The sequence below is a fragment of the Psychrobacter sp. NPDC077938 genome (genome assembly GCF_044542635.1).
GTDB lineage: Bacteria > Pseudomonadota > Gammaproteobacteria > Pseudomonadales > Moraxellaceae > Psychrobacter.
In genome coordinates this window covers 165,809-191,183 of the sequence record NZ_JBITUW010000006.1, presented here as the reverse complement: position 1 = coordinate 191,183, position 25,375 = coordinate 165,809, and the positions used below count along the sequence as shown (strand labels likewise).

Sequence of the window (25,375 nt, the reverse complement as noted above, 5' to 3'; positions counted from 1 at the left end):
CTGCTCCTTTGTTATATGTATTAACAACCTATCAGAGACTCATGCCGACTAAGCATCAGCAGGCGTGAGATCGTCCAATGCTACTTCACGAATACTATGATTGACATGAGCCATAGCGATTGGAAATCCACGTTGTTCAGCGAGCTCACGTGCGACTTCATCAACAGCGAGACTATCGTTATGGACAAGGTACGACCATTCATGGGCATAGCGACTACGATTCAGAGGTGTATCATTATCTATCAAACCTAGATCTGTCAGCTCATTAACTATTTGATCAGCGGCAATCAAGGTCGAAGATGCTTTGACGTTTTCTGCACGGGCATAGCGTATATTAGAGTATAAGCTCACATCAGCGACTCGCAGTGTATCATCCTGTCCAGGAATCTGCTGTCCACCATATAGCGCGTTACCAACAGTACGTGCGCTGTTAAATGTCGGTACAAACTCCGCCACATACTCAATCGCTTGCTGACTACGCGCCTGTAGGGGTACTTTATCCCAACCGTCTTCAATATAGTGCACATATTGCTGTGGCAGTTTAGGCTGCGCACTGTCTTCACTTGATGCGACAAGACCATCATCAAACAAAGTAATGGCTTTACTCATACCATGAATCTGAAAATATCCACCAGGGTAGGGAGTAAGCTGCGCCATGCCTTCTGGCGTACCTCGTTGACCATAGACGATAATTTCTGGTATCTGTCCACCAGCATCGCCCCAATGGGTCACATAAGACGATTTGAACTCAACCATACGCGTAACTTCGACACCGACCATATCGTCAATAACACCCGTACGGAACCCGCAAGCGTTAACTAGGTAATCAACTTCGATAGACTCAGGCTGAGAGGCATGTTCTTGACTATTGATTTGTTGATAGTCGATACGCCACTTGGTGACATGATGGTCAGCGTTGGTACAGTTTTCACAATCTACCGGCACGACTTTTTGTACAGCAGTTTCGGTAAACACGTGCGCATTGTCGTACTCTTCGAGCGCAAGCTTGGCAGAAGCGGCTAAACGAAAAATGTTCCAACCATACTCTTGAACGACAATTAACGGAAATTTAACTTTGTTCAAATCTAAGTATCTAGCGACTGGAATCATCCACTCATCAACCGTACTTGGTACAGCAACTTGCTCACGTTCAGACAGCTCAATCAATTGCTCATGGCTATAAAGTTGGTAGTAATCTTCAGGCTCACCCAATACTTTATTATTAGCATCTTGCTCGATCAGTTCTTGATAAGCATCGGTCAAAATATCTAAACGCGGTAGTAAGTCTTCAGGCAACCCTTCATCACGTGTCGGTACAGCAAACACAGTAGGACGAACGTCAATAGTATGCGGATATAAGCGCAAAATATCGATACATTGCTTGAGCAGTGCTACGCAATCCTCGTCCGGTATTTCACGGTACAAGTTACCACCTGCATGCAAATGACACATAGGTGGTCCATCAATGAGAGATTTTTTCTTCTCAAATAAGTAGGTCTCTAATCCTAACGCAGCAAGTCGAATCGCAATCGTCGATCCCGCAGTACCGCCACCCAAAATGCCAACACGTTTTTTAGGTTGAGTGTTTTGCGCCCCGTAAGATAACACCCCAGAATGAGCGTCACGATTAAAGGATTGAGCGTAGTTTTTATCAAAAGACTGAGTCATTGTCGTCGTTGTATCCTTAATAGCATCTGTATTAGGCCGTGTTCGGTATATTTATTCAATGTTCTATATTTCTTGATATGCGTGTGAAGGTAATTAAGTTCAACACACAAATCTGAACTTCAATAGTCATCTTTTCTATTGTTTAGCCATTCTTCATCTCTATAGGTTTATTTTACGAAGAACTACAGACAATATGATGGGAAATACGTAAGAAGATGCATGAGTTTTGTCAACGAGTCGCTATATGTGTGAAGTTTTTCAGACAAACGAGCCTGTCTAAAAATAGAGTAAACGAGAGAAGTGGCAAACTTGTGAAATCGGAAATCAGCTCGTTTTATTGTTTTGTAAAATTCGACCACTTTTGTAAGCGTGGATATTGATTACCAAGATAACTCAAGAGCATATGCTATATTTATTTTGCTTAACAAGAAGCGTAGGTTCTGTTTTGATGACTGTTCAAAATTACAAATATCAGAATTAACAAAAGGGACAGTCGATAAAGTAAACAACCACAAGCTTATCGCTATAAAAAATACGACTAAAATTACAAGGAAGTTATGATGAAAAATATAATGATGTTATCGGCACTAACAGGTGTGTTGGCACTATCTGGGTGTACTACTTTAAAAAACGTAGTCGGTAATGATATGTCGGGTATGCATGAAGTACAGGCAACGAGCAATAATACAGCACCAGTCACTAGCAAGAATGGGGTGTTGGTAGATGCTACCAACCATATGACGTTATATACGTTTGATAAAGACTCTATGAACCAGTCAGATTGCGGTGCAGCCTGCCAAGTTGTGTGGCCAATTTTCAAAGCACCTAGTGATGCTAAAGCCTCAGGTCAGTTTGCTGCATTTAAGCATGAAGATGGTAAATATCAATGGGCAATGAACGGTAAGCCTTTATACTTCTATGCTAATGACACAAAAGTTGGTGACAAAGACGGTGATGATAAACTTGGCGTTTGGCACGTTATCCCAAGTAAATAGCAGGTGTTAGATATAAACTGAATCGAAAATGTTAAGATAAAAAAGCAGCCTGTCCTCAATCATAGAGGTAGGCTACTTTTTATTTGCTTGGGGTTACTCTTTATTGTATCAATAGTAGCGTTCATATATTCTCTAGTATTAGATGCAATCTGTACTATGTCACATTTGCTAAAGGCTCAACCGGAATGGTCTCTAACACTTCTTCTTTGCTAGGCTCTTTTCTATATAAAGGAAAAAAGTCTGAGAGCAGATCACTTTCCATGAACCAGATATCAGCTACTAATTCTGTATATTTCACTGCATTAACAACGAGTCTATAAGTCTTAAATAGTAACTCTTGTGAGCTAAAGCCTTTTTTATACTCATATAAAGAATCTAAATTGGAGCCAACGCCGCCACCAAGATGTAGCACTTCATAACGGTTCTCTCGTCCCCAATTGCGAGCAACGTGAGTGATAAGTTTAGAAGGTTGTAGATGTGTATAAGCGTTCAGCGTGCCGCCAAGATGAAACTGCATAATGCCAGACTCTTGGCAGAGCGTATATATAGAAGACCCAATCGCTTTATCGTCTTGATAGGCAGTTATCAGCAGTATTTTTTCTTGAAGGTTCTCAAGCAAATTGAAGAAATAATCATCATCAAAGAAGTAGTAATCACTGGCCTTGACATGTCGCATCGTCTCTTTATAAATGTCTGAGAACACCATCGCATTCTGCCTAGTCAAGAATTCTGTTTTTGTCACGACATCCATCTTTATGGCTTTTTTGATACCGCGGCGATGTCGATTTTGTGTTTCGCTCCAATGCTCTTCTTCTGACTTACTCAAATCAGACATCAAGGTCAGCCCGTGAGTCAGTGCTTTGCCAACTGTAGGTATCCATTCTTTATTAATAATCGGGTGTAACCGCATAAATAAAGACACGCAGCCTCTCTCGCAAAGAAAAGCTCTTATCTCATCTAGTACGACGTCTAACTCGGCATCAGTGAGGGTTTTGTCCATCAACGGGCCACCGTAGCCATAAGTGGAAGTAGCATCCCAGTGCTCTGAGTCAATGTCTCTAATTATAATGGGTAACAATACTTCTTTATTTTTATAATGAGCGATGATGCCTTGAGGTTTGCCCTTGTCGATAACAGCTGAGGCCGCAATCCAACCAGATAAGTGATATATATCAAAATGATGATTTGATACCTTCTTATCCCACTCAGCATCTATCGCTATGTAATCAACTTGTACTGTATCCACGTTGCTGCTCCCTCAGTGTTGCGTTATATATTCGTAAATCCGTATATACGAATATAACAACAAAGTATGAAGCCTTCAAGTATATAAAAACCTTTTATGTAAAATAATGAATATATAATTAGAGCGTAGAAGAATCTATAGAAAATAAAAAAGCAGCCTGCCTCTATAAATGAGGGTAGGCTGCTTTTCTCGTTTTTGTCGAAAGCTATTAGAGAGCTATAAGCTTACTTTGATTTTTTTTCTACTAGCTCGCCATCGATTTGGATAGGAACGTTGGTCGTGATACCGTCAGCGTAAGCGGTCATACCATAAGCAGCGCGATCAAGTGTACCAGTGGCACGGAAACCAACGACTGGCTCTTTGGTAAGAGGGCTATTAGCGATTTTGTTTAACGTGACATCTAAGGTTAGTGGTTTGGTTTGACCAAGTAAAGTAAAGTCACCCGTTACTTTAGCCTGCTGCGGATTGATGAATTTGACCTGAGTAGATTTGAAAGTCATGGTTGGATATTTTACAACATTAAAAAACTCATCTGTCTTTAAGTGTTTGTCACGAGCATCCCAATTGGTATCGATACTGTCAGTCGCAATGGTAAAGTTCATGCTGGTTTGATTTGGGGCTTTCATATCATAATTCACCATACCCTCGACATCATTGAAGTGGCCCATGGTGGTTGAGAATCCCATATGACTCACAGAAAATCCGACGCGAGTATGTGAGTCGTCTAATTCCCACTGAGTTGGTAGTGCAGCGCTTGCCATGGTAGTAACTGCTAATGCTGAGCCAATAAATAGTGCTTTGGTAGCCGTGCTTATTTTAGTATTTATCATTAAATGATCCTTATTTAATCTAATTAAGTTATGGGTGATTGAGAAGTAAATGAGTTGCTAGTAGCGATGTTTAAATGGAGTTTGTATCGCGTAGCTGTACCCTTTAAGCATACTATGTATAATTAATAGCTAAGGTTGTATTTAGTTAGATTATCTACAATAGTGGATATCATTGATTAATTTAACTAACTTTATTACTGTACTAAAATCAATCATCTATCTCAACACTCTCGACCTTTCAGTGACAACTTATCACATATCTCTATCACAACTGCTCCTTGCGTCTTACGTCAAAAACCGTTAAAATCGCGGTTTAATTTTCCCGCTGGGGAAAGGCTAAGCGAACAGAAGGGTGGTGTTGGGTGCTGGAATAAGCCAGTGACGCAGTTGCCATACTTGTAATGTCCTTAGTGCCTCAGTTACGTATGTCATTATTTGTTTGATACATCATCGATGATGCTGTATTTAGACGTTGTACATACATCGGACCTAGAGAGTATATTATGCGTAAAGATATCCATCCTAATTACCAAGAAGTTTTATTCCACGACACTAACGCTGACGTGTTCTTTTTGACTCGCTCAACTGCTAAGACTAAAGCGACTCGTGAATACGAAGGTAAAGAATACCCATACTACCCACTTGATATCTCAAGTGCGTCGCATCCATTCTATACTGGTGAGCAACGTAAAACTTCTACTGAAGGTCGTGTTGCAAGCTTCAACAAACGCTTTGGCGCATTTGGTGGCCGTAGCAAGAAAGCTGCAGACGCTGCTGAATAATTTACACTTATGGTGTAAATATATTTCGCTAAGCAATAAAAAACCGCTGATTATTCAGCGGTTTTTTTTGGTTTAATTTTTTATGATCTAAAAATAAAGCTAACAGTCTATTTAGCGCTCAAATTCAGTAGTCGATGAGTCCGATAACTGAATGGAATCTAGTAACTGAATAATAGTCTCTACGATTTGCTGTGCCCAATAGCCGTACATCAGACTGCTAGGATGAAATCCATCACTGGCAAACATCACATTGATATCGATAGCCGAGCCATTTGCATGCTCTTCTAACATCCGTGTAAAGTCGGTTGCCATATAGGTGACACCAGCATGAGCCGCACAAACCTGCTGTAATATCTCATCCAGTACCGACGCTTTTGCACCTACAAAGTTATTGAGCGGGGCAGGGATTGCAGGCATTTGCGCCATCGGCGGCAAACTTAAAAAAACCAATTTTCGTACGCCAAATTTGCGCTGTGCAATATTGATAATGTCTTCAATTTGCTGTTGCCATTTGTGCACAGAGACATTGGACGTCGTGTCATTGACCCCTACGCTCAGTAACATCACATCGATAGGCCGCTCAGGAGCAGGTAAGACATATAACCTGCGTAGAATATCAAAGCTGGTATGACCTGTTGTCGCTTGCAATGACCAATTGAGTCGAGCAAAGTTTGCTTGGATAGTTTCGTTTTGTTCCAGTATCGGGATAAGCTTACCGACCAACGCTTCCTGTTGCGTTTGGCTACCCACACCTGCTGCTGCCGAATCACCGACGACCATGAGGTTAAATGTCTTAGCGTCTCGCGTTGATACCTTATTATTTGCTTGAGGCAGCTCAATTACGCCGTGCCTTTCGCCATGTGGTTCAGGCAAGCGGACTGTATCACGCTTGATTTTGCGACCTTGATAGAGGTAGACAGGGGCAAGTAAAACGTCCTTTGCGACCGATGTCAGCTTACTAGTATCTACCATCCTGCACGTTCCCTAATAGTCGTGAGACTGTCTTCAATTAACAATTGACCATCGACGTAGACATCACGTAATAGATTGTCAGTTGGGTCAATCATCTCATTTTCTTTTATGGTTGTTAGCTGGCCACTGTCGTCTTTTACCAGTGCCAATCGCCCTTTTTTCGAGCGTTTTGAGCGGCTGGTGACAGGATCTTTATAAATATCCTTCCATGCACCATCGATAGAGATAGCGCTAGATTTCATTGCCCAACTCATGGTGTCGCGATTGACTTGCTGCAATAGACCACCGCCCATACCAAACGTCACGTTTTCTATGCTAAAGCCTGCTTTGATTACTACATCAATAATTTTGCTTAAGCTTTGCGAGCTGATGCCATCACCTTGGATGATGCGTACGTAGTCGGGCAGCACTTTATAGCCTTTGCTGTTTACCGTCGTACCGAACTTCACTGCCAAGCGCTCCAACGCTTCGCGGACGACTTTGGTAGGCTCTCCACTATCTGGTCGAATGACCAAGGTACCGCCCATATTTTTGACTTCATCCTTTAAGGCATCGCCCCAGATATTGTCGATTGCATTCCATAAATCATAACTATCTGAAACGACCGAAAAGGCTTTGTCTTTACCGCCAAACTGCTCGATCATATTATGAAAAGCAGCAGTCTCGCCATCACGTCCCCAAGCTGTCATCGTACTGTGCTCGGCTGCTGGAATAGAAAATGCCGGCATATCATCACCCATCTGATACCAGCGACTAGCAGCGATAAGCGCTGTCATCGAGTCAGTACCAGCAAAGTTGACCAAATGCGCTAAGCTACCGAGTGCAACTGTTTCTTGGCTCGATGCACCGCGCGCGCCAAAGTCATGCAAGCGAAAAGGCAGGGATTCTGTATTGTCCGCTGATTTTTCTAACGCTTGACGGATAATGTCTTTGCAATAGTGAGAAACACTAGCGACCGTGGATGGATACCAAATCGCACGCAATAGCGCTGTTTCGATATAGCTGGGTAGCCAGTAAAACTCAGGATCGGTATTGATCACTTGGCAGACTACATTGGACACAGGCACGATGCTGCCTTCGGGTACGGCTTGGATACGCAGTGGCAAATAGCCGTCATGTTTTTCGATTAAATGTTCCCAGCCAGCACGATTGAAGGTCAGGCCATGCGCTTGAATGACCTTTTCGGCTTCATCGATATCTTGATGAGTAATAGGCGTACTTAAGTACTCTTTGATAAAGGCTTGTAAACCAAAGAACACCACATCGTAGTCTCCTTTACGGGCTTCAATGTAGCTTGACAGATACTCGCTACCGCTCGGGTATTGGACCCAATGTGAGGTTTTATAGCTGTCGCTATTTAAGATTAAGTTGTTTAAATTACTGGTATACATCACAGAACTCCTCTGCTTTGAAATGCCGCAGCTGCTTTAATAAAAGAACAGTGGCGGCGGTTGATTGCCGTCTATCGGCGTTGGTATCAAATCATTAGTGCATTATTTAGGGATAGCTGTTATTGATGATAATTTGCTCAAGTAGCTATTATAAAAAGCTACTAAAGAAAGCTACTAGAAAAAGCGATCAGCAGCGAACTATAAGCCAACCATTTTAGTAATAATTGCATAGTGATCTTCAAACATCATTTTGGCATCGAGCTCAGCTAAGGGTAGCCAAAATGCTTTGGTCGCATCGTCGCCGCCTTTTACTTTTGGCAAACCTTTCGGATCGTTTTTGAGTTGAAAATAAAACGCTTGAGTAATGGTGCGACCACGCGCTGAGCGATATGGGTCATCAAAGGTATGTTGGCTATGGCAAGAGCCGCGCAATACTGGCTCAGGCACCTTGAGGCGAGTTTCTTCGCGCAGTTCACGGATACAAGCATCAAACAGCGTCTCTTTTGGATTTAGAAATCCACCTGGCAGCGCCCAGAGTCCACGACCTGGCATACTGCGTCGCTCAACCAGTAGGATATGGCCCGACTGCACAATCAATGCATCGGCTGTCATAAAGGTAGGCGGGTATGGTGCTGATTCCCACTGTCTTTTGTATTTATCAATGAAGTCTGCTTCTTCATGTAGTTGATGGTAATCGTCAGTTTGTTTGAATGCATCGAGGACGTTGCGCGTCGACTCAGGCGTACGCTCAGGTGTCGGCGTGGCACCCATCAGATAGCTGTCACGAATAGGCGTGGCTGATAAATTATGATAATTGGGCACTGACACAGAGTCCCAGTTGGGGAATAGTGACAGATAGTAAGATGAGCTGTCTTTTGAATGACCAATCAAGCCAATATCCGTCTGCAAGTCACCAGTGACAGATTTTACACCTGCCTGCACATACTGTAGCCAGCGGGTGTCATTGTAGAGTGCGTCATCTAAGCCAACACAGTGAATGCGTTCGGCTTCTTCTTCAGAGTAAGCACCTTTAATCATTGCGGCACGCTCAGCGACGCTAAATGGATTGCGTAAGCTACGTGGCAAGTTGGCTGAGCCGATCAGCATAATTACTTCGTCTGAGCGTTTTAGTGCCTCATCGATGACGGCTTTGTGGCCAGCATGAAACGGCTGAAAGCGTCCGATAAAGACCAGATAACGATAGTGTTTACTGCTTTTCTGATCTAGGTTTTGCTTATCTGACTGTTGCTCTGATAATTCACTCATAGACGCCAACTTCCTACGACTTATTTTTATTGATTAAAAATTAATGACGCTAATACTGACACAGCCCATGACTTTCTGACAAGTATAAAGATGTTTAGGGGTGTGTCATTATCGAAATCGTCCAAACGACATCTCTACTTTAACGGGCATGCTTCTCTATCCATGCCGTCACTGTTGGCCAAATCTCTGTGGCTGCGTTACGACTGATCATGATGCGACTGTGTGTATAGTCATCTAAATCGCCGTTACTGAGCGAATACTCTCGAAAGACATTGGTTGAGTTGTTAAAGCCATCAAAAAACAAACGACAGCCGCGAGTAGGGGAGATGAAGGTATCGCCTTTTGCGCTAATAGAATAAACAGGAATGGTAATCTGTGGCATATGCTGTCGATAGTCAACAAAATCATCACCAGTACTTTTCTGCTGATTAATGCTTTCGTTCACTTCATCTGTATTCGTCCTGCCTTTATCAAAATGAGCCCTATTCAAAAAGCTGCTTTGAAAGTTTTTACGCAAATTCCAGTCGTACCACTGGGTCATCGTATAGTAGCTTTCGTTAAAAGGGCCTACCTTGAACTGCTTAGCGGGTATAAAGCCGACCAGTCGAGTAACTATCTTGGCCGTAAGGATTTTTGCGTAGCTGGTCGAGTCTTGCGCCGCCCCAAAAGCTTGGCAGGCAAACATACTGATGCTATTGACCTTATCGATATAGCTTGGGTTTTGGACGAGAAACATGGTCAAACCAACACCGCCACCACTATGAGTGACGCAATGTAGGTTATCGATCTTTAATTCTTCAAAGAAATAACGAAAAGTCGCTTCATAGTCGTAAGTGGCGACGGTCTCAAAGTTGAATTTTTCTTTCGGTAGCGAACTATCACCATGCCCACGCCATTCCATGATGTAGCAATGATGACCAAGCCCCGCAAAATATTCGGCGATTTTGAGGCAAGTTTGCTTGTCAGAAAACGTACCATGCGTCAAAAATATGTTTTGCGGTGTGATGTCAGGCAGGCTGTTTTCTGACGTGTTAGCTATCGTATCTTTGTCTGGATTATCGGCTACTTTCCAAACGGCAATTTTCTCATCGTCCTTGGTGGTTACTAGGTGTAACGTCCGTGTCATCATAAAATGATCCTATCCAAAAAATACGTAATCTTTATACAAGTCGATATTTATACAAGCTGATAGTTATACAAGGCAATTAAAAGCTACCATGCTCATAACGCTAATGCACAAAATCATTCAAATTATTAATACTACGTCAAAACCAGATGACTTGCTCGGACTAGATGTGAACGGTATGGCATATCGAAAATGCTGAGTGCGCTTGATAAATGGTACCGCTGTCTTTATATAGAGAATAACTTGGCAGCCAACATAATCATTTAGCGTGTTTATCTGTCATGGTTTAAATATTGAGTTACTTTGCCATCTGTTAGCATCATTAAAAAAACCAATGACGACCATTTACAATAGCCTCGGTTCAATTCACAGTAGCGTGGTCGGAATTGATGCTTGATTCAGGTATAATGACTGCTATAGACGGATTAAACTTTATACTCATGTCGACCAATGTCATACAATAATAAATACCAATCATTGCCAGTCTGCATGTCTTATATGAATCGTAAACATTTTAAAAATCCAAATTCACGACACAGTAGCCATAATAGATATAGCGTTTGTGTCATAACGCATAGGAAACATTATGAGTGAGCAAAACCAAGCTGATAACCAACTAGACCAAACTGCTGGCTATGAATCAGCTCTAGATACCGAGCAAGTCGAAGCGAAAAGTAACATCACTATCACTGAGTCAGCTCAAGGCTACTTGGCAGATTTGTTATCTAAGCAAGATACTGATGGTATCGGTGTGCGTATCTTTGTTGAGCATCCTGGTACGCCGCGTGCAGAGTGTTGCATGGCTTATAACCAGCCGGGCGAAGAAGACAGCGCTGACTTGCGTTTTACGTATGAAAACTTCTCTGCCTTTATTGAGGCGGCGTCAGTACCTTATCTAGAAGACGCGGTCATCGACTATAATAAAGACCGTTTCGGTGGTCAGCTGACTTTCCGCGCGCCAAACTCTAAAGTACCTAAAGTAGGTGCTGATGCTAGTGTTGAAGAGCGTATCAACTATGTATTGCAGTCAGAGATTAATCCTGGCTTGGCAGCGCATGGCGGTGACGTACAGTTGCTTGAACTGATTGATGAAGAAGGTATTGGTCTAACCGCTGTATTGAAATTTGGCGGTGGTTGCCAAGGGTGTTCAGCGGTTGATATGACTCTACGTCAAGGCGTTGAAGTGCAGCTAAAACAGCAAATTCCAGAATTGACCCAAGTGGTTGACGAGACTGACCATACTCGTACAGAGAATGCTTACTACAAATAAAATAAAAAATAGTTAAAAGCAATTGGCAGCTATAAATGTGACCATTACCTTTAATATAGATATGCCTGTTTGGTTTGCTGCTTATGAATATTTGTCATGAAGAGATGAGTGTTTTGCTATTCTTTTAATAAAGAAGCTGAGTTATGATGAACTCAGCTTTTTTTTATTGCTATGATTTAGAAGGCAGCTTTTTAAGGTGATTTTTGAGCGATACGTCGTCAACAAATCATCTTTTATCAAAATAAAGGAATGTACTATGAGTGACGGATCAGCAGACCAGCAAACAGCCCAACAACCAGAAACCCCTCAACGTCTTGAGACCTTAGCGATTCATGCCGGCTATAGTGTAGAGCCAACGACCAAAGCAGTCGCCGTGCCTATTTATCATACCAGTTCATATGCGTTTGATAATACTCAGCATGGTGCAGATCTGTTTGATTTAAAAGTCGCAGGCAATATCTATACTCGTATCATGAATCCGACCAACGCGGTGCTAGAAGAGCGAGTCGCAGCACTAGAGGGCGGTATTGGGGCGCTTGCCGTAGCCTCTGGTATGGCTGCCATTACTTATGCGATTCAGACTATTTGCGAAGCAGGCGACAATATCGTCGCTGTATCAACGCTATATGGCGGTACTTACAATTTATTTGCTCATGCATTGCCGCGTCAAGGTATCGAAGTGCGCTTCTTCGATCATAAAGACCCAGAAGCCATTCGTGACTTGATTGATGACAAGACCAAAATGGTGTTTGCAGAGAGTATCGGTAACCCGCTAGGTAATATCGTCGATATTCAAGCGCTCAGTGATGTCGCTCATGAATACGGCGTACCTGTCGTGATTGATAATACGGTGGCGACGCCTGCGATATGTCGTCCATTTGAGTTCGGTGCAGATATCGTAGTTCACTCATTGACCAAGTATATGAGCGGAACGGGTACTTCAATCGGTGGTGCGATTGTCGATAGTGGCAAGTTTGCTTGGGGTGATTACCCTGAGCGTTTCCCACTGTTGAATACGCCAGATCATAGCTATCATGGGGTAAATTTCGTAAAAGACGTAGGCGCGCCAGCCTTTATTGCCCGTGCCCGCGTTGCGCCACTACGTAACACTGGCGCAGCACTTAGCCCGCTAAATGCCTTTGGTATCTTGCAAGGTATGGAAACGCTAAGTCTGCGTATGGAGCGTCACGTGCAAAACGCACAAGCCGTCGCAGAATATCTGCGTGACCATGATAAAGTTGCTTGGGTGAAATACGCAGGTCTGTCTGACCATCCTGAGCACGAGCTTGCCAAAAAATATATGAAAGGCACGCCTTCTGCTATCTTGACCTTTGGCGTCAAAGGTGGACTAGAAGCTGGTGCGCGCTTTATCGATGCGCTGCAACTGATTACTCGTTTGGTAAACATCGGTGATGCAAAATCATTGGCCTGTCATCCAGCGACGACGACCCATCGTCAGTTAAATGAGCAAGAGCTAGAAAATGCAGGCGTTAGTACGGATATGGTAAGACTGTCGATTGGTATCGAACATATCGAAGACATCAAAGCCGATCTCGCGCAAGCATTAGCTACTGCTTAATACAAAGAGCTTATTAAATTGAGCAAACTGTTTGAACAAGTCTGAATGATATAAAAAAAGCCCATATCGATTTGATATGGGCTTTTTGTTTTGTGTCCAACAGATGTGTTTAACAATTAAGCAGAAAGTACACGCTGCGCGATATCTCGATAATCCTGCGAGGCAAGACGCGGTCCAAACTGCTGAATAACTTGTGCTGATATTTCGCTGGCAAGACGACCGCATTCTGGCAGACTATACTGCTGCGATAGCGCATATAAGAAAGCACCAGCGTAGTTATCGCCTGCGCCATTGGTGTCAATGACATCGGCCACTACTGGCGTTGCAACGTCATGGACTTCAATTTCTGCTTCGTCATTAGGCTGGTGGGCGATGACTGCACCGTTGGCACCATCAGTGACGACGGCAATTTGGCAGTATTCAAGCAGGGCACGCGCTGCTGCTTTGACTTGTTTTTTATCGGTGAATAGCTTGGCTTCTTCGCTATTACAGAATATCACTGCGACTTTGTTGCCGAGCATATTGAGCAAGCCATCTTTGGCAAATTTTACTACCGCAGGGTCAGCAAAGCTCACCGCGATTTTTGCATTATGAATGCCAGCTTGTTGACGTAATTGAGTCATCGCTGGTTGGATGCTCTCAGACATCGCCAGATAGCCTTCGATATATAGCCAATCTGCTTGCGTCAACGCGTCAAAATCAACATTGTCAGCGGCAATCTCACTTGAGGTGCCAAGATAGGTCTGCATGGTGCGTTCGCCATCTTCAGTAACGGCAACCACACATGAGCCGGTCACGCCGCCTGCATGGATAGACTTGTCTGAGGTTGCGACACCTGCTTCGTGCAAGTCTCTAAGGTAAAACGCCCCTTGATCATCATCACCGACGCGGCAAGCATAAAAAGGCTTACCGCCTAAGCTGGCAAAGGTAAACATCGTATTGGCTGCTGATCCGCCGCCTGCTTGTTTTGATGGCTCAATCTCAGCCAGTTTAAAATAAGCCAGTAGTTGCTGCTGCTCTTCAATATCAGCCAGCGTCATATTACCTTTGGTCAGCTCGGTCTCTTCTAGTGCCGCATCTGATAGCACATACTCGTGATCAACCAACGCATTGCCTATTGCCATTACATCGTACATTGCTTATCTCTCCTCAATTCATTTATAAATGGTTATCTTTTTATTATTAAAAACTAGTCAGCTTGCAACTCTAGCAGACGCTGATAAAGCGCATTTTTCTTCACACCAGTGATATCAGAGGCCAGTGCGGCTGCTTTTTTGACTGACAAATCCTCTAGCAAACGCTGTAGCAATTTATCATGCGTACTGATGTCGTCCGTATCTTTTGCCACACCGACGCCAGCGACAACTACAACTATCTCACCGCGTTGCTGATTGTCATCTGCTTTGACAAACTCAACCAACTCGCCAAGGGTGCTCTTATGTACCGTCTCAAACGTCTTGGTCAATTCACGGCAAAAAGTCACTGCACGGTCTGCACCAAATATCGTTGCCATGTCTTCTAGACTAGATACGATACGATGCGGCGCTTCATAAAAGATTAAAGTTTCGGTACGTGCGATTAGATCGCTCAGCTGTTTTTGACGACCATGCGTTTTGGCGGGCAAGAACCCAATAAAGCTAAATCGATCAGAGGGTAACCCTGCTACTGACAATGCGCCAATTGCAGCAGAAGCCCCAACGATAGGTGATACGGTCACGCCAGCTTCATGCGCGGCTTGTACCAGTTGATAACCTGGATCGCTGACTAGAGGTGTACCCGCATCACTAATCAAGGCAACTGAATGACCTTGCTCAATCATTTCAATAATTTTGGGCGTTTGAATGGCGCTATTATGCTCGTGATAGGCCCATAGTTTATTGTGACCTTTTTGCTTTGTCGTCGTGTCATCATTTTCGATACTGCTTTTGGCAGGACGAGTCTCTGAGTCTTTTGTCTCGTCAGCCTTACTGCCTTTGGTATCGATGCCAAAATGTGACAGTAGTTTACCTGAGGTGCGGGTGTCTTCGCAGGCAATGATGGCGACCTGCTTTAAGACATCAATTGCGTGCGTTGTCATGTCGGACATATTGCCAATCGGCGTGGCAACGATATAGAGACAAGCTGGCATCGCAGTAGGGGTAGACATGAAAACCTCGGGTCGTTAAAAAGACGTTAGAAAATGATAGTGCGCTAGTATGTACAGTCGTTATCTATGGTTTTTCAGTCAAATAATAAGTGAGGGAGCCGATAGATTTTGAGAGTAGAATGCGCAGAAGTGGCTAGTTTAGCATGTTGTGCTATGATAATTCTCAAATGTTAATCAGACCAATCAACCTTATGCCGAACCATAAGCCTTTAATCTTAACCTCACCAAAACAACGCCAAGGTAGTCGGTTTGAGCAGCAGGCGTGTGAGTATTTACAAACGCAAGGGTTGAGGCTGGTCGCACAAAATTGGCAACAGCCAAAGATAGGTGAGCTGGATCTGGTCATGATTGAGACAAGTTCAGCATGGTCAACACTGGTATTTATTGAAGTTCGTCAGCGCAAGTCCTCGAATTATGGCGATGCAGCACTCAGCGTGACAGCAAGCAAACAGCGCAAAGTTATTAAGACAGCGCAGTCCTTTTTGCAGCAGCATCCTGAGTATGCCCATTATGATTGCCGATTTGATGTCATTGCTTACAACACGATGAGTAAGTCAAATTCAAGAAATGAGCAGTTAGACCATCAACCAGAATGGATTCAAAATGCTTTTATAGCCAGTGCTTGGTAATAGAATAAGTGAGATAGATGCTGCCAAATGAAGCATCTAACCATATCTGACAAGTAAGGTTCGTTACTAAAAAGCTAACCGCTGATGGTCAAAATTAAGTAAAGTAGCGGTTATAGTCAACTCTCTATAAATCAGATACAGTATTATCTTACCGCTACGTTTAGCTCGTCACTACTTATAAAATTGTCACAACCATGTTCTAAGAGGTAAATAATGACACGGATGCATTTGCGCACTGCTATTTTTGGTTCATCACGCCGTATTACGACTGGCATTATGATTACTGCCTGCGTTGTCAGTACAGGTTGTGCCACCAACTATCTGACCAACAGTACAGAAGGGACTTACGGCGTGCCAATGACTGAGCGCACGATTCCGCAGCGTCTGCTCGATCGTAGTATTGAACATACTGCCAAAATCAATGTATACGGGCTAAAAGAAGACCTGCAGCAAACCAGCCGTATGGGTATCGATAGCTTCAATAGCGAAGTACTGCTTACAGGTGAAGTACCAACTGAAACGCTCAAAGCAGAAGTAGAAAAAGTCGTTAGCTCTATGCCAGATGTACGCCGTGTTTATAATGAGATGGAAGTCAGTGCGTCAAAAGGGTATAGCTCAACAGTTCATGATGGTTATATCACTTCAAAACTACTGGCGAAAATAGCCGCTAGCGATGGTGTGAGTGCGTCACAAATTAAAGCCGTTACCAATAATGGTGTGGTCTATATTATGGGCCGTATGACACCCACTCAGCAGAGCCATTTGATTGATATCGCCAATGGCACTGTTGGGGTCACCGAGTTGGTATTGCTGACAACTGTCGTCGACGATAGAGGTGTCAAAATAAATAATGATGACATCATGTATGAGAATAATTTGGTAAATCCTGCAGCAGCGCCAGCTGCCCAAGATACTACTATCAGCACGGCAACGCCTATTGTCATAACGGAAGAAGAGGCCACTACTACGCAGCCGTCTTCAAGCCCTTATATTGACCTTTATCAGAACCAGTAAGCATCCTTAGTTCGCTAAGCGATAAATAGTGTTAATCACAATAAGCCTAAATAGTGATAACAGTAAAGGCACGAGAAATCTTTGACCAGTGGTTACTATATCAATAGTAAAAGGTAGCAGAGTCAGCGCATTAGCCAACGATACTAATATCAAAAATATCATTGGCTAGTGGATAACACATTATCGCTGTTAGGCTGTTACTACTGATTGATAAATAAATATAATAGGATACTGGTCATGAAGGATTCACAGGCAAATATACAACCAAATGAAGAGAAAAGTGCCATTGGTAATGTAGGCATACACAATAAACCTGTTCATAAGAAAACACGAACATTGAGATTTGGTGGTGCGGCAATATTGGCATTGGGCAGTATCGCGTTAGCTACGCAAAACGCACAGGCACTATCACCGTTAGCTATCGTCAATGGGATTACTTCCAGTGGTGGCGTTGGGGTGAGTAAGGATATCTTATATGGTGATCAGCCTTCACAAGACCTAGATATCTATTATCCAAAACCGCTAGCACAAGCTATGAAATCTCAGAGTGCTATTAATACTAGCTATCCTATGGTGGTATTTGTCCATGGTGGTTCATGGGAGAGCGGTAATAAAGAACAATATGCCTTTGTCGGTCAGAGCTTAGCCAAAGCAGGGTATGTCACTGCAGTAATTAATTACCGTAAAGCGCCTGAACACGTCTATCCTGATTATGTCAAAGATGCGGCTCAAGCAATTGCTTGGAGTATTGAAAATGCGACCAGTCTCCATGCAGATCCGTCACGCCTAGCGGTGATGGGGCATTCTGCTGGCGCGTTTAATGCCGTTGCAGCCGTTGCCAACGAAGACTTTTTGGCACCTTATGGTATTAAGCCAACAGATATTGCAGCCGTTATCGGAATTGCGGGTCCTTATAGCTATGATTTCCGCAAGTTCAGTAGTGCAACGGCGTTTGGCCCCAATGCCACACCTGATGAGGTGATGCCAGATCGTCAGATTAAAGGCGCGCAGCCACCGTATTTATTATTAACCGCAGAAACCGACAAAATTGTACATGTGACTAATACAATCAAAATGACAGAAGCGTTTAAAAAAGCAGGCGTAACCGTTGAAACGGGCGAAATCGAAGGAGCCAGTCATGCAACCAGTATTGGCGCGATGGCACCGCCGCTGCGCTGGGTCAATGATGTGCGTGCGCAAGTGTTGACGTACTTGGATAAAACACTCAAATAGCTTATCACTATGCATATCTATAATTTTTGATCATTTAATTGATAGCACTGTCTCAATGCTTAAACACACTTGAGTAAGACAGTACTGTAAGATATGCAAACTCTTGTTATAATGTCATCACTTTAAATCTATACCCTATTCTAAACTTTAAGGCAGACTATTCTATGAGCATGAACGCTGACGATTTGATCGCATTTTTACAGACTCACTTCCCAGACGCTTTTATTCAAGCTGCCAACCAAGGTAATAAGTTTGACGTACGCGTGGTCGATGCCAGCTTTGAAGGCAAACGCGCGGTTCAACGTCAGCAAGCAGTATATGCGTTAGTTAATGACAAGATTGCGAGTGGCGATATTCACGCACTCAATATCCAAGCGCTGACGCCTGCTGAGTGGGACGTTCAATCAAAAGGCTAATCAAATAGCTGTCTATATGACTGGATATTACTGAATCGGCCATATATATGGTTGAGTGCTGTAACTCTGGTTTTCATAATTTTCTATACTCATCGCTAGGTTGTCACCTTTATGGATCAATTTTTAATCACTGGTAGTAGTCGTATCGCAGGGGAAGTCACCATCTCAGGCGCCAAAAATGCCGCTTTGCCGTTACTCGCAGCTATGATATTGGCTGAGACTCCAACGACACTGCATAACGTGCCGTCACTACAAGACGTGCGAACGTTGATTGAATTGATCGGTGGCATGGGTATCAAAATCCAGAAGCAAGATGATACGGTCACTTGCGATACCAAGAGTATCGATAACTTTTATGCCCCGTATGATTTGGTAAAAACCATGCGCGCGTCAATCTTGGTGCTAGGGCCGCTACTTGCACGTTTTGGCGAAGCTGAAGTCTCATTGCCAGGTGGTTGTGCGATTGGTTCACGCCCTGTTGATCAGCATCTAAAAGCTTTTGAAGCGATGGGTGCCGAAATCAGTGTAGAGAATGGCTATGTAAAAGCTCAAGCACCAAAAGGTGGCAAGCTATTAGGCTGTAATTTCTCATTTGATATGATCACTGTTGGCGGTACTGAAAACGTCATCATGGCAGCAGCGTTGGCCAAAGGCACAACTGTCTTAGGCAACTGTGCGTTAGAGCCAGAAGTGGTAGATTTGGCCAATATGTTGGTTGCAATGGGTGCCAAAATAAGCGGTATCGGTACATCAACGATGACTATCGAAGGGGTAGAGCGTCTACACGGCTGTGAGTACTCAGTCGTCCCTGACCGTATCGAAACAGGCTCATACCTTGCTGGCGCCTTAATGACGCGTGGCGACGTATTGACCAAAAAAACATCTGCTCTATTATTGACGCCAGTGCTAGAGAAGTTCGAAGACATGGGTGCAACTATCACGAGCGGTGATGACTGGATTCGCGCGCAAATGAAAGGCCGCCCGAAGGCGGTTGATATCCGTACTCAGCCACATCCTGGTTTCCCAACGGATATGCAAGCTCAGCTAATGGCGATTGCTTGCTTAGCGGATGGTACAAGTACTTTCATCGAAAACATCTTCGAAAACCGCTATATGCATGTACCAGAGCTCAATCGTTTGGGCGCGTCTATTCAGGTTGATGGTCATACTGCGGTAGTAAGAGGTGTCGAAAACTTTACCGCAGCACCAGTGATGGCGACGGATTTACGTGCGTCTATGTCGTTGGTAATGGCAGCGGCGACTGCTGAAGGCGAGAGCCTGATTGACCGTATCTACCACATCGATCGTGGTTATGAGCATGTTGAAGACAAGCTGCGTAGCTTAGGCGTGAACATTGAACGTATTAATACCAACGCTTAATATTGATTGACTCAATATCGACTGTTACCCATATTACGTTATAAATTAAAAACTCCCCTTTCAATAGGGGACTGCACATGGACACGATGTCATTATGACTGAGACAAGCAAATCTTTACCAGCCAGCGGTTTATTAAACGAAGTAAACGATGAGTTTTCAGGTCTAACCTTGGCTTTATCAAAAGGCCGCATTCTAGAAGAGACCATGCCATTGCTACGTGCAGCTGGCGTTGATCTTTTAGAAGATCCTGAAGCGTCACGTAAACTTATTTTTCCAACCTCAAATCCAAATGTGCGTGTATTGATTTTGCGTGCCAGTGACGTGCCGACCTATGTCGAACATGGCGCTGCTGACTTTGGGGTGGCGGGTAAAGATGTGCTGCTTGAGCATGGTGCCAATCATGTTTATGAATTGCTCGATTTGCAGATTGCTCAGTGTAAACTGATGACTGCGGGTGTGAAAGATGCACCGCTGCCAAATCGTCGCCTGCGTATCGCGACCAAATATGTCAATGTCGCTCGTGCTTATTTTGCAAGCCAAGGTCAACAAGTCGATGTCATCAAACTTTACGGCTCGATGGAGCTTGCGCCATTGGTCGGCTTGGGAGATTTGATCGTCGACGTGGTCGACACCGGTAACACATTGCGCGCCAATGGACTTGAAGCACGCGATCATATTTGTGATGTTTCCTCACGTCTGATCGTCAATCAGGTCAGCTATAAGCGCAAATTTGCATTACTAGAACCAATCTTAGATAGCTTTAAAAATAGTATCGCCAATGGCTAACTATCCAGTGCAAGTCATTGGTAATATAAAGCATGGTTATACAAATTTTTAAACCAGTTTAGCAGGCTATGAGTGACGTAGCGTGCTAAACTGGTTTTGTTGTCTTAGCTTGCGAAAACATAAAATCACCGTAAAGTTCAGACAAGAAGACATCGAATAAGTCGCAATATTTTGAAAGATAAACCTACTTTACTCAGTTCCAAACCGTTCATTTTTAGCACTACTTTACGCTCAGATATAGGATTAGGTCATGCGCCAGTTAAGTACCCAAGATGCCGATTTTGATAGTCAATTGACACAATTGCTTGCCTTTGAAACAGTCAATGATGCTGAACTATTACATACCGTCGATAATATCATCGCCCAAGTACGTGCTGATGGTGATAGCGTCGTATTGGCATTGACTCAGCAGTTTGACCAGCATCCAGCAACGTCGATGCAAGAGTTAGAGTTGTCTAAAGAAGCGCTTGCTGAAGCGTTTGCCAATCTTGATGAAAAAGTGAAGACAGCGTTGACCACAGCAGCGACTCGGGTACAGACATTCCATGAGCGCCAAGTACAAGAAACCTGGCAGTATGAGGATGAGCTAGGCAACCGATTGGGTCAGAAAGTCACGCCACTTGATCGCGTTGGGATTTATGTACCAGGCGGTTTGGCTTCTTATCCATCGTCAGTATTGATGAATGCTATTCCTGCTAAGGTAGCTGGCGTCACTGAAGTTATCATGGTCGTACCAGCCCCTAAAGGCGTGCTCAATCCGTTAGTATTAGCAGCGGCTCATTTGGCCCAAGTCGATCGCGTCTTCACTATTGGTGGCGCTCAAGCAGTAGCAGCTTTAGCTTACGGCACTGAAACGATTCCAGCCGTGGACAAAATCACAGGACCAGGCAACAAATATGTCGCTGCAGCCAAACGCGCAGTATTTGGTCAAGTTGGTATCGATATGATTGCTGGACCTTCAGAAGTATTGGTATATGCAGAAGGCGAAGCACAAGATAGAGCGGACTGGCTAGCGATGGATCTATTGTCTCAAGCTGAACATGATCGTATTGCACAAGCTATCTTTGTGACGACTAGCGAAGAGCAGCTCACCGAAGTCGCACTTGAGATAGAAAAAGCATTGGCTGAGCTACCAAAAGCAGACATCGCACGTGACTCATTACAGAACCGCGGTGCACTGATTTTGGTAAAAGATCGTAGCGAAGGTATGGCACTTATCAATCGTATCGCTCCTGAGCATTTAGAGTTATCCGTTGATAATCCTGATGCACTGTTGAATGATATTCGTCATGCCGGCGCTATTTTTATGGGTCGTCATACGCCCGAAGCTATTGGGGATTACTGTGCAGGGCCAAATCATGTACTGCCAACATCAGGCACAGCGCGCTTTTCTTCTCCGTTAGGTGTGTACGATTTTCAAAAGAAATCATCTATCATTTATTGCAGTGAATCCGGTAGTAAGCCTTTGGCTGAGACAGCTGATATTTTAGCGCAGCGTGAGGACTTAGAAGCCCATGCGCGTTCAGCTCGTTATCGTTATCAGTAGTTGATTTTGAATTTTTAGCTTTTACTTTTGATATTTATTTTTAATAGTCTTTGTGGCTAATAGTAGGATAATTTATGAGTGAGTCAAAGATAGACACCAGACTATGGTCGTCTAAAGCGCGCAACTTGTCACCTTATGTTCCAGGTGAGCAGCCGCAACACGACAATCTATGCAAACTAAATACCAATGAAAACCCATTTCCACCCTCGCCAAAAGTAGGGGAGGCTATTGCCAAGGTTTTGGAACAGCAAGCTGATGAGTTACGTTTGTATCCTGCTCCTGAATCTAATGACCTACGTGCTGCATTGGCACAGTCATACAACCTTGATATCAATCAAGTATTTGTCGGTAATGGTTCGGACGAAGTCTTGGCGTTAGTATTTGCGAGCTTCTTTTTAAAAGAGCGTCCGCTGTTATCACCTGATATTGGTTACAGTTTTTATCCAGTATATGCGCAGACGTTCGGTGTAGAGCTTGTACAGATTCCTCTAGAGGAAGATTTTAGCATTGACCCTGATGCTTATCGTCAGCCTTGTAGCGGCATTATCATCGCCAACCCTAATGCGCCAACGGGCTTACTGCTGTCGCTTGCTGATATTCGTAAACTTGCGAGTGAGCATTCTAATGCGGTCATTGTTATTGACGAAGCGTATATCGATTTTGCTCAGATGGATGAAAGCAATGCAGACGTGCCAGTCTCAGCGGTGAGTTTAATCAATGAGTGTGATAACGTTATCGTGACTCAAACCTTCTCAAAATCACGTTCGCTTGCTGGATTGCGGGTTGGTATGGCTTTTGGTAATGCATCATTGATTGAAGCATTAACACGGATGAAAAATAGCTTTAACAGCTATCCGCTGGATAAGTTGGCTCAGGCTGGGGCGACTGCGAGTGTGTTAGATACTGAGTATTTTGAGCAAACCCGTCAGCAAGTCATTGATTTACGTACGTCGCTAACAGCAGAGTTGACGACATTGGGCTATAAGGTCCTACCGTCACATGCCAACTTCGTATTCGCTCGTCCAAAAGATGGCAATGCAAGTGCTGTCGCGAGTGCATTACGCGAGCAAGGCATTATCGTTCGCCATTTTGATAAGCCGCGTATTGCAGAGTACTTGCGTATTACTATCGGTACAGCAGAGCAGAATAACCGTTTGATTGATGCGCTAAAAGCCTTGCAAGTCGATGCTAGCGTTGTTGCTGAATAAATTTATATTGATAGCTTAATGTAGAATGTGAATAGGTTAGTCCCTTTACTCATCACGTAAAGCTCTATCGATAAGTCTTAAAAATAAAGCCTGCTAACGTAACGTTGGCAGGCTTTTTAAATTTTAAATTAGCAATAATATTTGAGTTCGCTATCTTAGGTTTTTTGAGCAAGTACTGATAATAAATTACCTACTTTATCTAAGCATTCTTGGTATTCAGCATCACAATCGGACGCGACCGTAATACCGCCACCTGCCCACAGGTTAACGTGTCTTTCTTTATTACAGTCATCATTCGACAAAGCGTTGGCTTGCAAAGTGCGAATGAGCACATTCCATTGACCACTACCATCAAAGTTCATATAACCCATAGTACCACAGTACGCACCGCGCGGCGTAGACTCCAACTCAGCGATGATTTCGACAGCGCGTTTTTTTGGTGTGCCAGTGATAGAGCCAGCAGGCAGACTACCAAACAATACAGCCAACGGATGAGTATCAGTTTTTAGCTCAGCGGTAATAGTACTGACCATATGATGCACGTTACTAAAGCTCTCAATTGCAAATAACTGTGGTACTTTCACACTGCCAATTTTGGCGTATTTGCCCAAATCATTACGCAGTAAATCCACAATCATGACATTTTCGGCACGGTCTTTTTCGCTATTGACCAGTTGCTGCTTATACAGATCATCTTGCTCGTCAGTAGTACCTCGCGGCATCGTTCCCTTGATAGGCTTTGTGCGAATAGAGTGTTTGCCAGTGTCATTTTCTCTAGTGAATGTAAAAAACAACTCAGGTGAGCAGCTTAACAATTCAAAATGATTACTATCTGCGTTAAAGCTGCTGCTTCTATTTAGGTAATCACCATCATTGCCCTTAACGCTCATATATCCTGCAAAAGGCGCTTTTGTATTGCGATATAGCGCAGGCAAATAGTCAATAAGCGAAAAGGCTGATTGAACATCGTTATTTTTACACGCTAAACTGCCAGACCATTTCTGTGTCAGGTTTATCTGATAGCAGTCACCTTGCTGTAGATAATCTTGTGTGCGATTAAATGCTTGTTGATAATCAAGCTTACTCCATCGCGGACTTAAAACTAGAGGAGTGATGTTTGATACATCTTTAAACTGTGGTTGATTGAGATGTTTATCAGACAGTTTTTGATCCAGTTCATCTAGGTAAGAGGTAAGAGTATTTATAAGAATATCGTTTGTCTCATGACCAATATTCTCATAAGTGTCATCGTTAGTTAGATGAGTTTTTAACGTCCAACCTATATCAGCATGTGCCGTAGGTGTTAGATAAATATCATAATGTGCCAACGAAGCACACGGCTGCATTGCCAATTCAATCCTATCGGCAGGACTTAGTTCGAGAGCTGCAATATCATAACCAATAAAACCGATTAGCCCATGATGATAACTGGGTTTTGGGCTTTCTTCGTTATTGATATATGAGGTGTCATGATTAACTTTTTGAGCATTGCTATAAGCGATTAGCTCTTCTTGCCACTCTAGATAGCTTATATAAGCTGTCGTACTAGCATAACTATTATCAACGCTATTTACATTAGTATCGCGACTCAAGTCAGTATTGCGACAACTCTTAATCACCTTATAAATATTGGGTGAACTATTAAGAGCTTGCTTATCATTGGGATATACAGACCAGCTGAATTTTGGGAGTAAGCCGATTACTGGTCGACCATCGTTATTAAGCCAAACAAGTTGCCAGTTTGCTTTAATATCTTGGTCGAGCAAGTGACGCTGTAGCTGCGGCATCAGCTCTGCAGCAGACAAATCACCAAAACGCCAGCTAGGTTTGCTAGCTGGCGATGGCGCAGAATCTGTCTGCTCAGTTGTATTGTGATTTGATACAAGCATGG

Annotated in this window: 22 protein-coding genes; 12 read left to right on the top strand and 10 right to left on the bottom strand. The window is 43.5% G+C overall.

Annotation, left to right across the window (positions count from 1 at the left end):
• Positions 1-48 precede the first annotated feature (48 nt).
• Positions 49-1,668 carry an FAD-dependent oxidoreductase gene (locus ACIGBM_RS11420; protein WP_397477823.1) on the bottom strand — a complete coding sequence of 540 codons (1,620 nt, stop codon included), beginning with the start codon at positions 1,666-1,668 and terminating at the stop codon, positions 49-51.
• Positions 1,669-2,225: 557 nt separating this feature from the next.
• On the opposite strand from ACIGBM_RS11420, the gene ACIGBM_RS11415 reads away from it, so the two are divergent.
• Positions 2,226-2,663 (top strand): hypothetical protein, encoded by a 438-nt coding sequence (locus ACIGBM_RS11415; protein ID WP_397477822.1) that lies wholly within the window; start codon positions 2,226-2,228, stop codon positions 2,661-2,663.
• 154 nt (positions 2,664-2,817) lie between these two features.
• Here the strand turns inward: ACIGBM_RS11415 and ACIGBM_RS11410 are convergent, their stop codons facing one another.
• The gene (locus tag ACIGBM_RS11410; RefSeq protein WP_397477821.1) at positions 2,818-3,909 is read right to left on the bottom strand and encodes a GNAT family N-acetyltransferase; all 1,092 of its coding nucleotides are present in this window, start codon (positions 3,907-3,909) and stop codon (positions 2,818-2,820) included.
• A 224-nt stretch (positions 3,910-4,133) separates the two neighbouring features.
• Entirely contained in the window at positions 4,134-4,739 is a 606-nt protein-coding gene (locus ACIGBM_RS11405; protein WP_397477820.1) for a YceI family protein, read from the bottom strand.
• Between the two features lie 503 nt (positions 4,740-5,242).
• Between ACIGBM_RS11405 and ACIGBM_RS11400 the strand changes: the two genes are divergently transcribed.
• Positions 5,243-5,521 (top strand): type B 50S ribosomal protein L31, encoded by a 279-nt coding sequence (locus tag ACIGBM_RS11400; protein WP_057761772.1) that lies wholly within the window; start codon positions 5,243-5,245, stop codon positions 5,519-5,521.
• Between the two features lie 111 nt (positions 5,522-5,632).
• On the opposite strand, the gene ACIGBM_RS11395 is transcribed toward ACIGBM_RS11400, so the two are convergent.
• The 4 genes from ACIGBM_RS11395 to ACIGBM_RS11380 all read right to left on the bottom strand — a co-directional run bounded on the left by ACIGBM_RS11395 (position 5,633) and on the right by ACIGBM_RS11380 (position 10,279).
• Complete coding sequence (locus ACIGBM_RS11395; protein WP_397477819.1) at positions 5,633-6,493, bottom strand: SGNH/GDSL hydrolase family protein; 861 nt, start codon at positions 6,491-6,493, stop codon at positions 5,633-5,635.
• On the bottom strand, positions 6,487-7,884 hold the full coding sequence (locus ACIGBM_RS11390; RefSeq protein WP_397477818.1) for a nicotinate phosphoribosyltransferase: 1,398 nt from the start codon (positions 7,882-7,884) through the stop codon (positions 6,487-6,489). The genes ACIGBM_RS11395 and ACIGBM_RS11390 overlap by 7 nt, the downstream gene beginning before the upstream one ends.
• A 198-nt stretch (positions 7,885-8,082) precedes the next feature.
• A complete protein-coding gene (locus ACIGBM_RS11385; protein WP_397477817.1) occupies positions 8,083-9,150 on the bottom strand; it encodes a bifunctional nicotinamide-nucleotide adenylyltransferase/Nudix hydroxylase in 1,068 nt (355 codons plus the stop codon).
• A gap of 139 nt (positions 9,151-9,289) precedes the next feature.
• Positions 9,290-10,279: an alpha/beta fold hydrolase gene (locus ACIGBM_RS11380; RefSeq protein ID WP_397477816.1), complete on the bottom strand. Its 990-nt coding sequence runs from the start codon at positions 10,277-10,279 to the stop codon at positions 9,290-9,292.
• A 583-nt stretch (positions 10,280-10,862) separates the two neighbouring features.
• Between ACIGBM_RS11380 and nfuA the strand changes: the two genes are divergently transcribed.
• Together nfuA and ACIGBM_RS11370 are read left to right on the top strand one after the other, a co-directional pair.
• Positions 10,863-11,546, top strand: a complete 684-nt coding sequence (nfuA, locus tag ACIGBM_RS11375; RefSeq protein ID WP_057761762.1) for a Fe-S biogenesis protein NfuA — start codon at positions 10,863-10,865, stop codon at positions 11,544-11,546.
• Positions 11,547-11,802: 256 nt separating this feature from the next.
• Positions 11,803-13,125 (top strand): O-acetylhomoserine aminocarboxypropyltransferase/cysteine synthase family protein, encoded by a 1,323-nt coding sequence (locus ACIGBM_RS11370; RefSeq protein ID WP_397477815.1) that lies wholly within the window; start codon positions 11,803-11,805, stop codon positions 13,123-13,125.
• A gap of 116 nt (positions 13,126-13,241) precedes the next feature.
• Here the strand turns inward: ACIGBM_RS11370 and ACIGBM_RS11365 are convergent, their stop codons facing one another.
• Together ACIGBM_RS11365 and rsmI are read right to left on the bottom strand one after the other, a co-directional pair.
• Positions 13,242-14,261, bottom strand: a complete 1,020-nt coding sequence (locus tag ACIGBM_RS11365; protein ID WP_397477814.1) for an adenosine kinase — start codon at positions 14,259-14,261, stop codon at positions 13,242-13,244.
• Between the two features lie 53 nt (positions 14,262-14,314).
• Entirely contained in the window at positions 14,315-15,271 is a 957-nt protein-coding gene (gene rsmI, locus ACIGBM_RS11360; RefSeq protein ID WP_397477813.1) for a 16S rRNA (cytidine(1402)-2'-O)-methyltransferase, read from the bottom strand.
• Positions 15,272-15,414: 143 nt separating this feature from the next.
• Here rsmI and ACIGBM_RS11355 point away from each other — a divergent pair, with 143 nt between their 5' ends.
• The 8 genes from ACIGBM_RS11355 to hisC all read left to right on the top strand — a co-directional run bounded on the left by ACIGBM_RS11355 (position 15,415) and on the right by hisC (position 23,484).
• Positions 15,415-15,900 (top strand): YraN family protein, encoded by a 486-nt coding sequence (locus ACIGBM_RS11355; protein WP_397477812.1) that lies wholly within the window; start codon positions 15,415-15,417, stop codon positions 15,898-15,900.
• A gap of 213 nt (positions 15,901-16,113) precedes the next feature.
• Positions 16,114-16,914, top strand: a complete 801-nt coding sequence (locus ACIGBM_RS11350; protein ID WP_397477811.1) for a BON domain-containing protein — start codon at positions 16,114-16,116, stop codon at positions 16,912-16,914.
• Between the two features lie 237 nt (positions 16,915-17,151).
• On the top strand, positions 17,152-18,147 hold the full coding sequence (locus ACIGBM_RS11345; RefSeq protein ID WP_397477810.1) for an alpha/beta hydrolase: 996 nt from the start codon (positions 17,152-17,154) through the stop codon (positions 18,145-18,147).
• Between the two features lie 164 nt (positions 18,148-18,311).
• The gene (locus ACIGBM_RS11340) at positions 18,312-18,563 is read left to right on the top strand and encodes a BolA family protein (protein ID WP_102091608.1); all 252 of its coding nucleotides are present in this window, start codon (positions 18,312-18,314) and stop codon (positions 18,561-18,563) included.
• Positions 18,564-18,674: 111 nt separating this feature from the next.
• A complete protein-coding gene (gene murA / locus ACIGBM_RS11335; protein ID WP_114701832.1) occupies positions 18,675-19,943 on the top strand; it encodes a UDP-N-acetylglucosamine 1-carboxyvinyltransferase in 1,269 nt (422 codons plus the stop codon).
• Between the two features lie 94 nt (positions 19,944-20,037).
• A complete protein-coding gene (hisG, locus tag ACIGBM_RS11330; protein ID WP_057761746.1) occupies positions 20,038-20,730 on the top strand; it encodes an ATP phosphoribosyltransferase in 693 nt (230 codons plus the stop codon).
• A 250-nt stretch (positions 20,731-20,980) separates the two neighbouring features.
• Entirely contained in the window at positions 20,981-22,276 is a 1,296-nt protein-coding gene (gene hisD / locus ACIGBM_RS11325; RefSeq protein ID WP_191114270.1) for a histidinol dehydrogenase, read from the top strand.
• A 74-nt stretch (positions 22,277-22,350) separates the two neighbouring features.
• On the top strand, positions 22,351-23,484 hold the full coding sequence (gene hisC / locus ACIGBM_RS11320; RefSeq protein WP_397477809.1) for a histidinol-phosphate transaminase: 1,134 nt from the start codon (positions 22,351-22,353) through the stop codon (positions 23,482-23,484).
• A 155-nt stretch (positions 23,485-23,639) separates the two neighbouring features.
• On the opposite strand, the gene ACIGBM_RS11315 is transcribed toward hisC, so the two are convergent.
• On the bottom strand, positions 23,640-25,373 hold the full coding sequence (locus ACIGBM_RS11315) for an anthranilate synthase component I family protein (RefSeq protein WP_397477808.1): 1,734 nt from the start codon (positions 25,371-25,373) through the stop codon (positions 23,640-23,642).
• Between the last annotated feature and the right edge of the window lie 2 nt (positions 25,374-25,375).

What these genes read in the sequence shown, in the direction of transcription:
- ACIGBM_RS11420 (WP_397477823.1), bottom strand. Translation starts at nt 1,668, where the DNA reads ATGACTCAGTCTTTTGATAAAAACTACGCTCAATCCTTTAATCGTGAC.
- ACIGBM_RS11415 (WP_397477822.1), top strand. Translation starts at nt 2,226, where the DNA reads ATGATGAAAAATATAATGATGTTATCGGCACTAACAGGTGTGTTGGCA.
- ACIGBM_RS11405 (WP_397477820.1), bottom strand. Translation starts at nt 4,739, where the DNA reads ATGATAAATACTAAAATAAGCACGGCTACCAAAGCACTATTTATTGGC.
- ACIGBM_RS11400 (WP_057761772.1), top strand. Translation starts at nt 5,243, where the DNA reads ATGCGTAAAGATATCCATCCTAATTACCAAGAAGTTTTATTCCACGAC.
- ACIGBM_RS11395 (WP_397477819.1), bottom strand. Translation starts at nt 6,493, where the DNA reads ATGGTAGATACTAGTAAGCTGACATCGGTCGCAAAGGACGTTTTACTT.
- ACIGBM_RS11390 (WP_397477818.1), bottom strand. Translation starts at nt 7,884, where the DNA reads ATGTATACCAGTAATTTAAACAACTTAATCTTAAATAGCGACAGCTAT.
- ACIGBM_RS11385 (WP_397477817.1), bottom strand. Translation starts at nt 9,150, where the DNA reads ATGAGTGAATTATCAGAGCAACAGTCAGATAAGCAAAACCTAGATCAG.
- ACIGBM_RS11380 (WP_397477816.1), bottom strand. Translation starts at nt 10,279, where the DNA reads ATGATGACACGGACGTTACACCTAGTAACCACCAAGGACGATGAGAAA.
- nfuA (WP_057761762.1), top strand. Translation starts at nt 10,863, where the DNA reads ATGAGTGAGCAAAACCAAGCTGATAACCAACTAGACCAAACTGCTGGC.
- ACIGBM_RS11370 (WP_397477815.1), top strand. Translation starts at nt 11,803, where the DNA reads ATGAGTGACGGATCAGCAGACCAGCAAACAGCCCAACAACCAGAAACC.
- ACIGBM_RS11365 (WP_397477814.1), bottom strand. Translation starts at nt 14,261, where the DNA reads ATGTACGATGTAATGGCAATAGGCAATGCGTTGGTTGATCACGAGTAT.
- rsmI (WP_397477813.1), bottom strand. Translation starts at nt 15,271, where the DNA reads ATGTCTACCCCTACTGCGATGCCAGCTTGTCTCTATATCGTTGCCACG.
- ACIGBM_RS11355 (WP_397477812.1), top strand. Translation starts at nt 15,415, where the DNA reads ATGTTGTGCTATGATAATTCTCAAATGTTAATCAGACCAATCAACCTT.
- ACIGBM_RS11350 (WP_397477811.1), top strand. Translation starts at nt 16,114, where the DNA reads ATGACACGGATGCATTTGCGCACTGCTATTTTTGGTTCATCACGCCGT.
- ACIGBM_RS11345 (WP_397477810.1), top strand. Translation starts at nt 17,152, where the DNA reads ATGAAGGATTCACAGGCAAATATACAACCAAATGAAGAGAAAAGTGCC.
- ACIGBM_RS11340 (WP_102091608.1), top strand. Translation starts at nt 18,312, where the DNA reads ATGAGCATGAACGCTGACGATTTGATCGCATTTTTACAGACTCACTTC.
- murA (WP_114701832.1), top strand. Translation starts at nt 18,675, where the DNA reads ATGGATCAATTTTTAATCACTGGTAGTAGTCGTATCGCAGGGGAAGTC.
- hisG (WP_057761746.1), top strand. Translation starts at nt 20,038, where the DNA reads ATGACTGAGACAAGCAAATCTTTACCAGCCAGCGGTTTATTAAACGAA.
- hisD (WP_191114270.1), top strand. Translation starts at nt 20,981, where the DNA reads ATGCGCCAGTTAAGTACCCAAGATGCCGATTTTGATAGTCAATTGACA.
- hisC (WP_397477809.1), top strand. Translation starts at nt 22,351, where the DNA reads ATGAGTGAGTCAAAGATAGACACCAGACTATGGTCGTCTAAAGCGCGC.
- ACIGBM_RS11315 (WP_397477808.1), bottom strand. Translation starts at nt 25,373, where the DNA reads ATGCTTGTATCAAATCACAATACAACTGAGCAGACAGATTCTGCGCCA.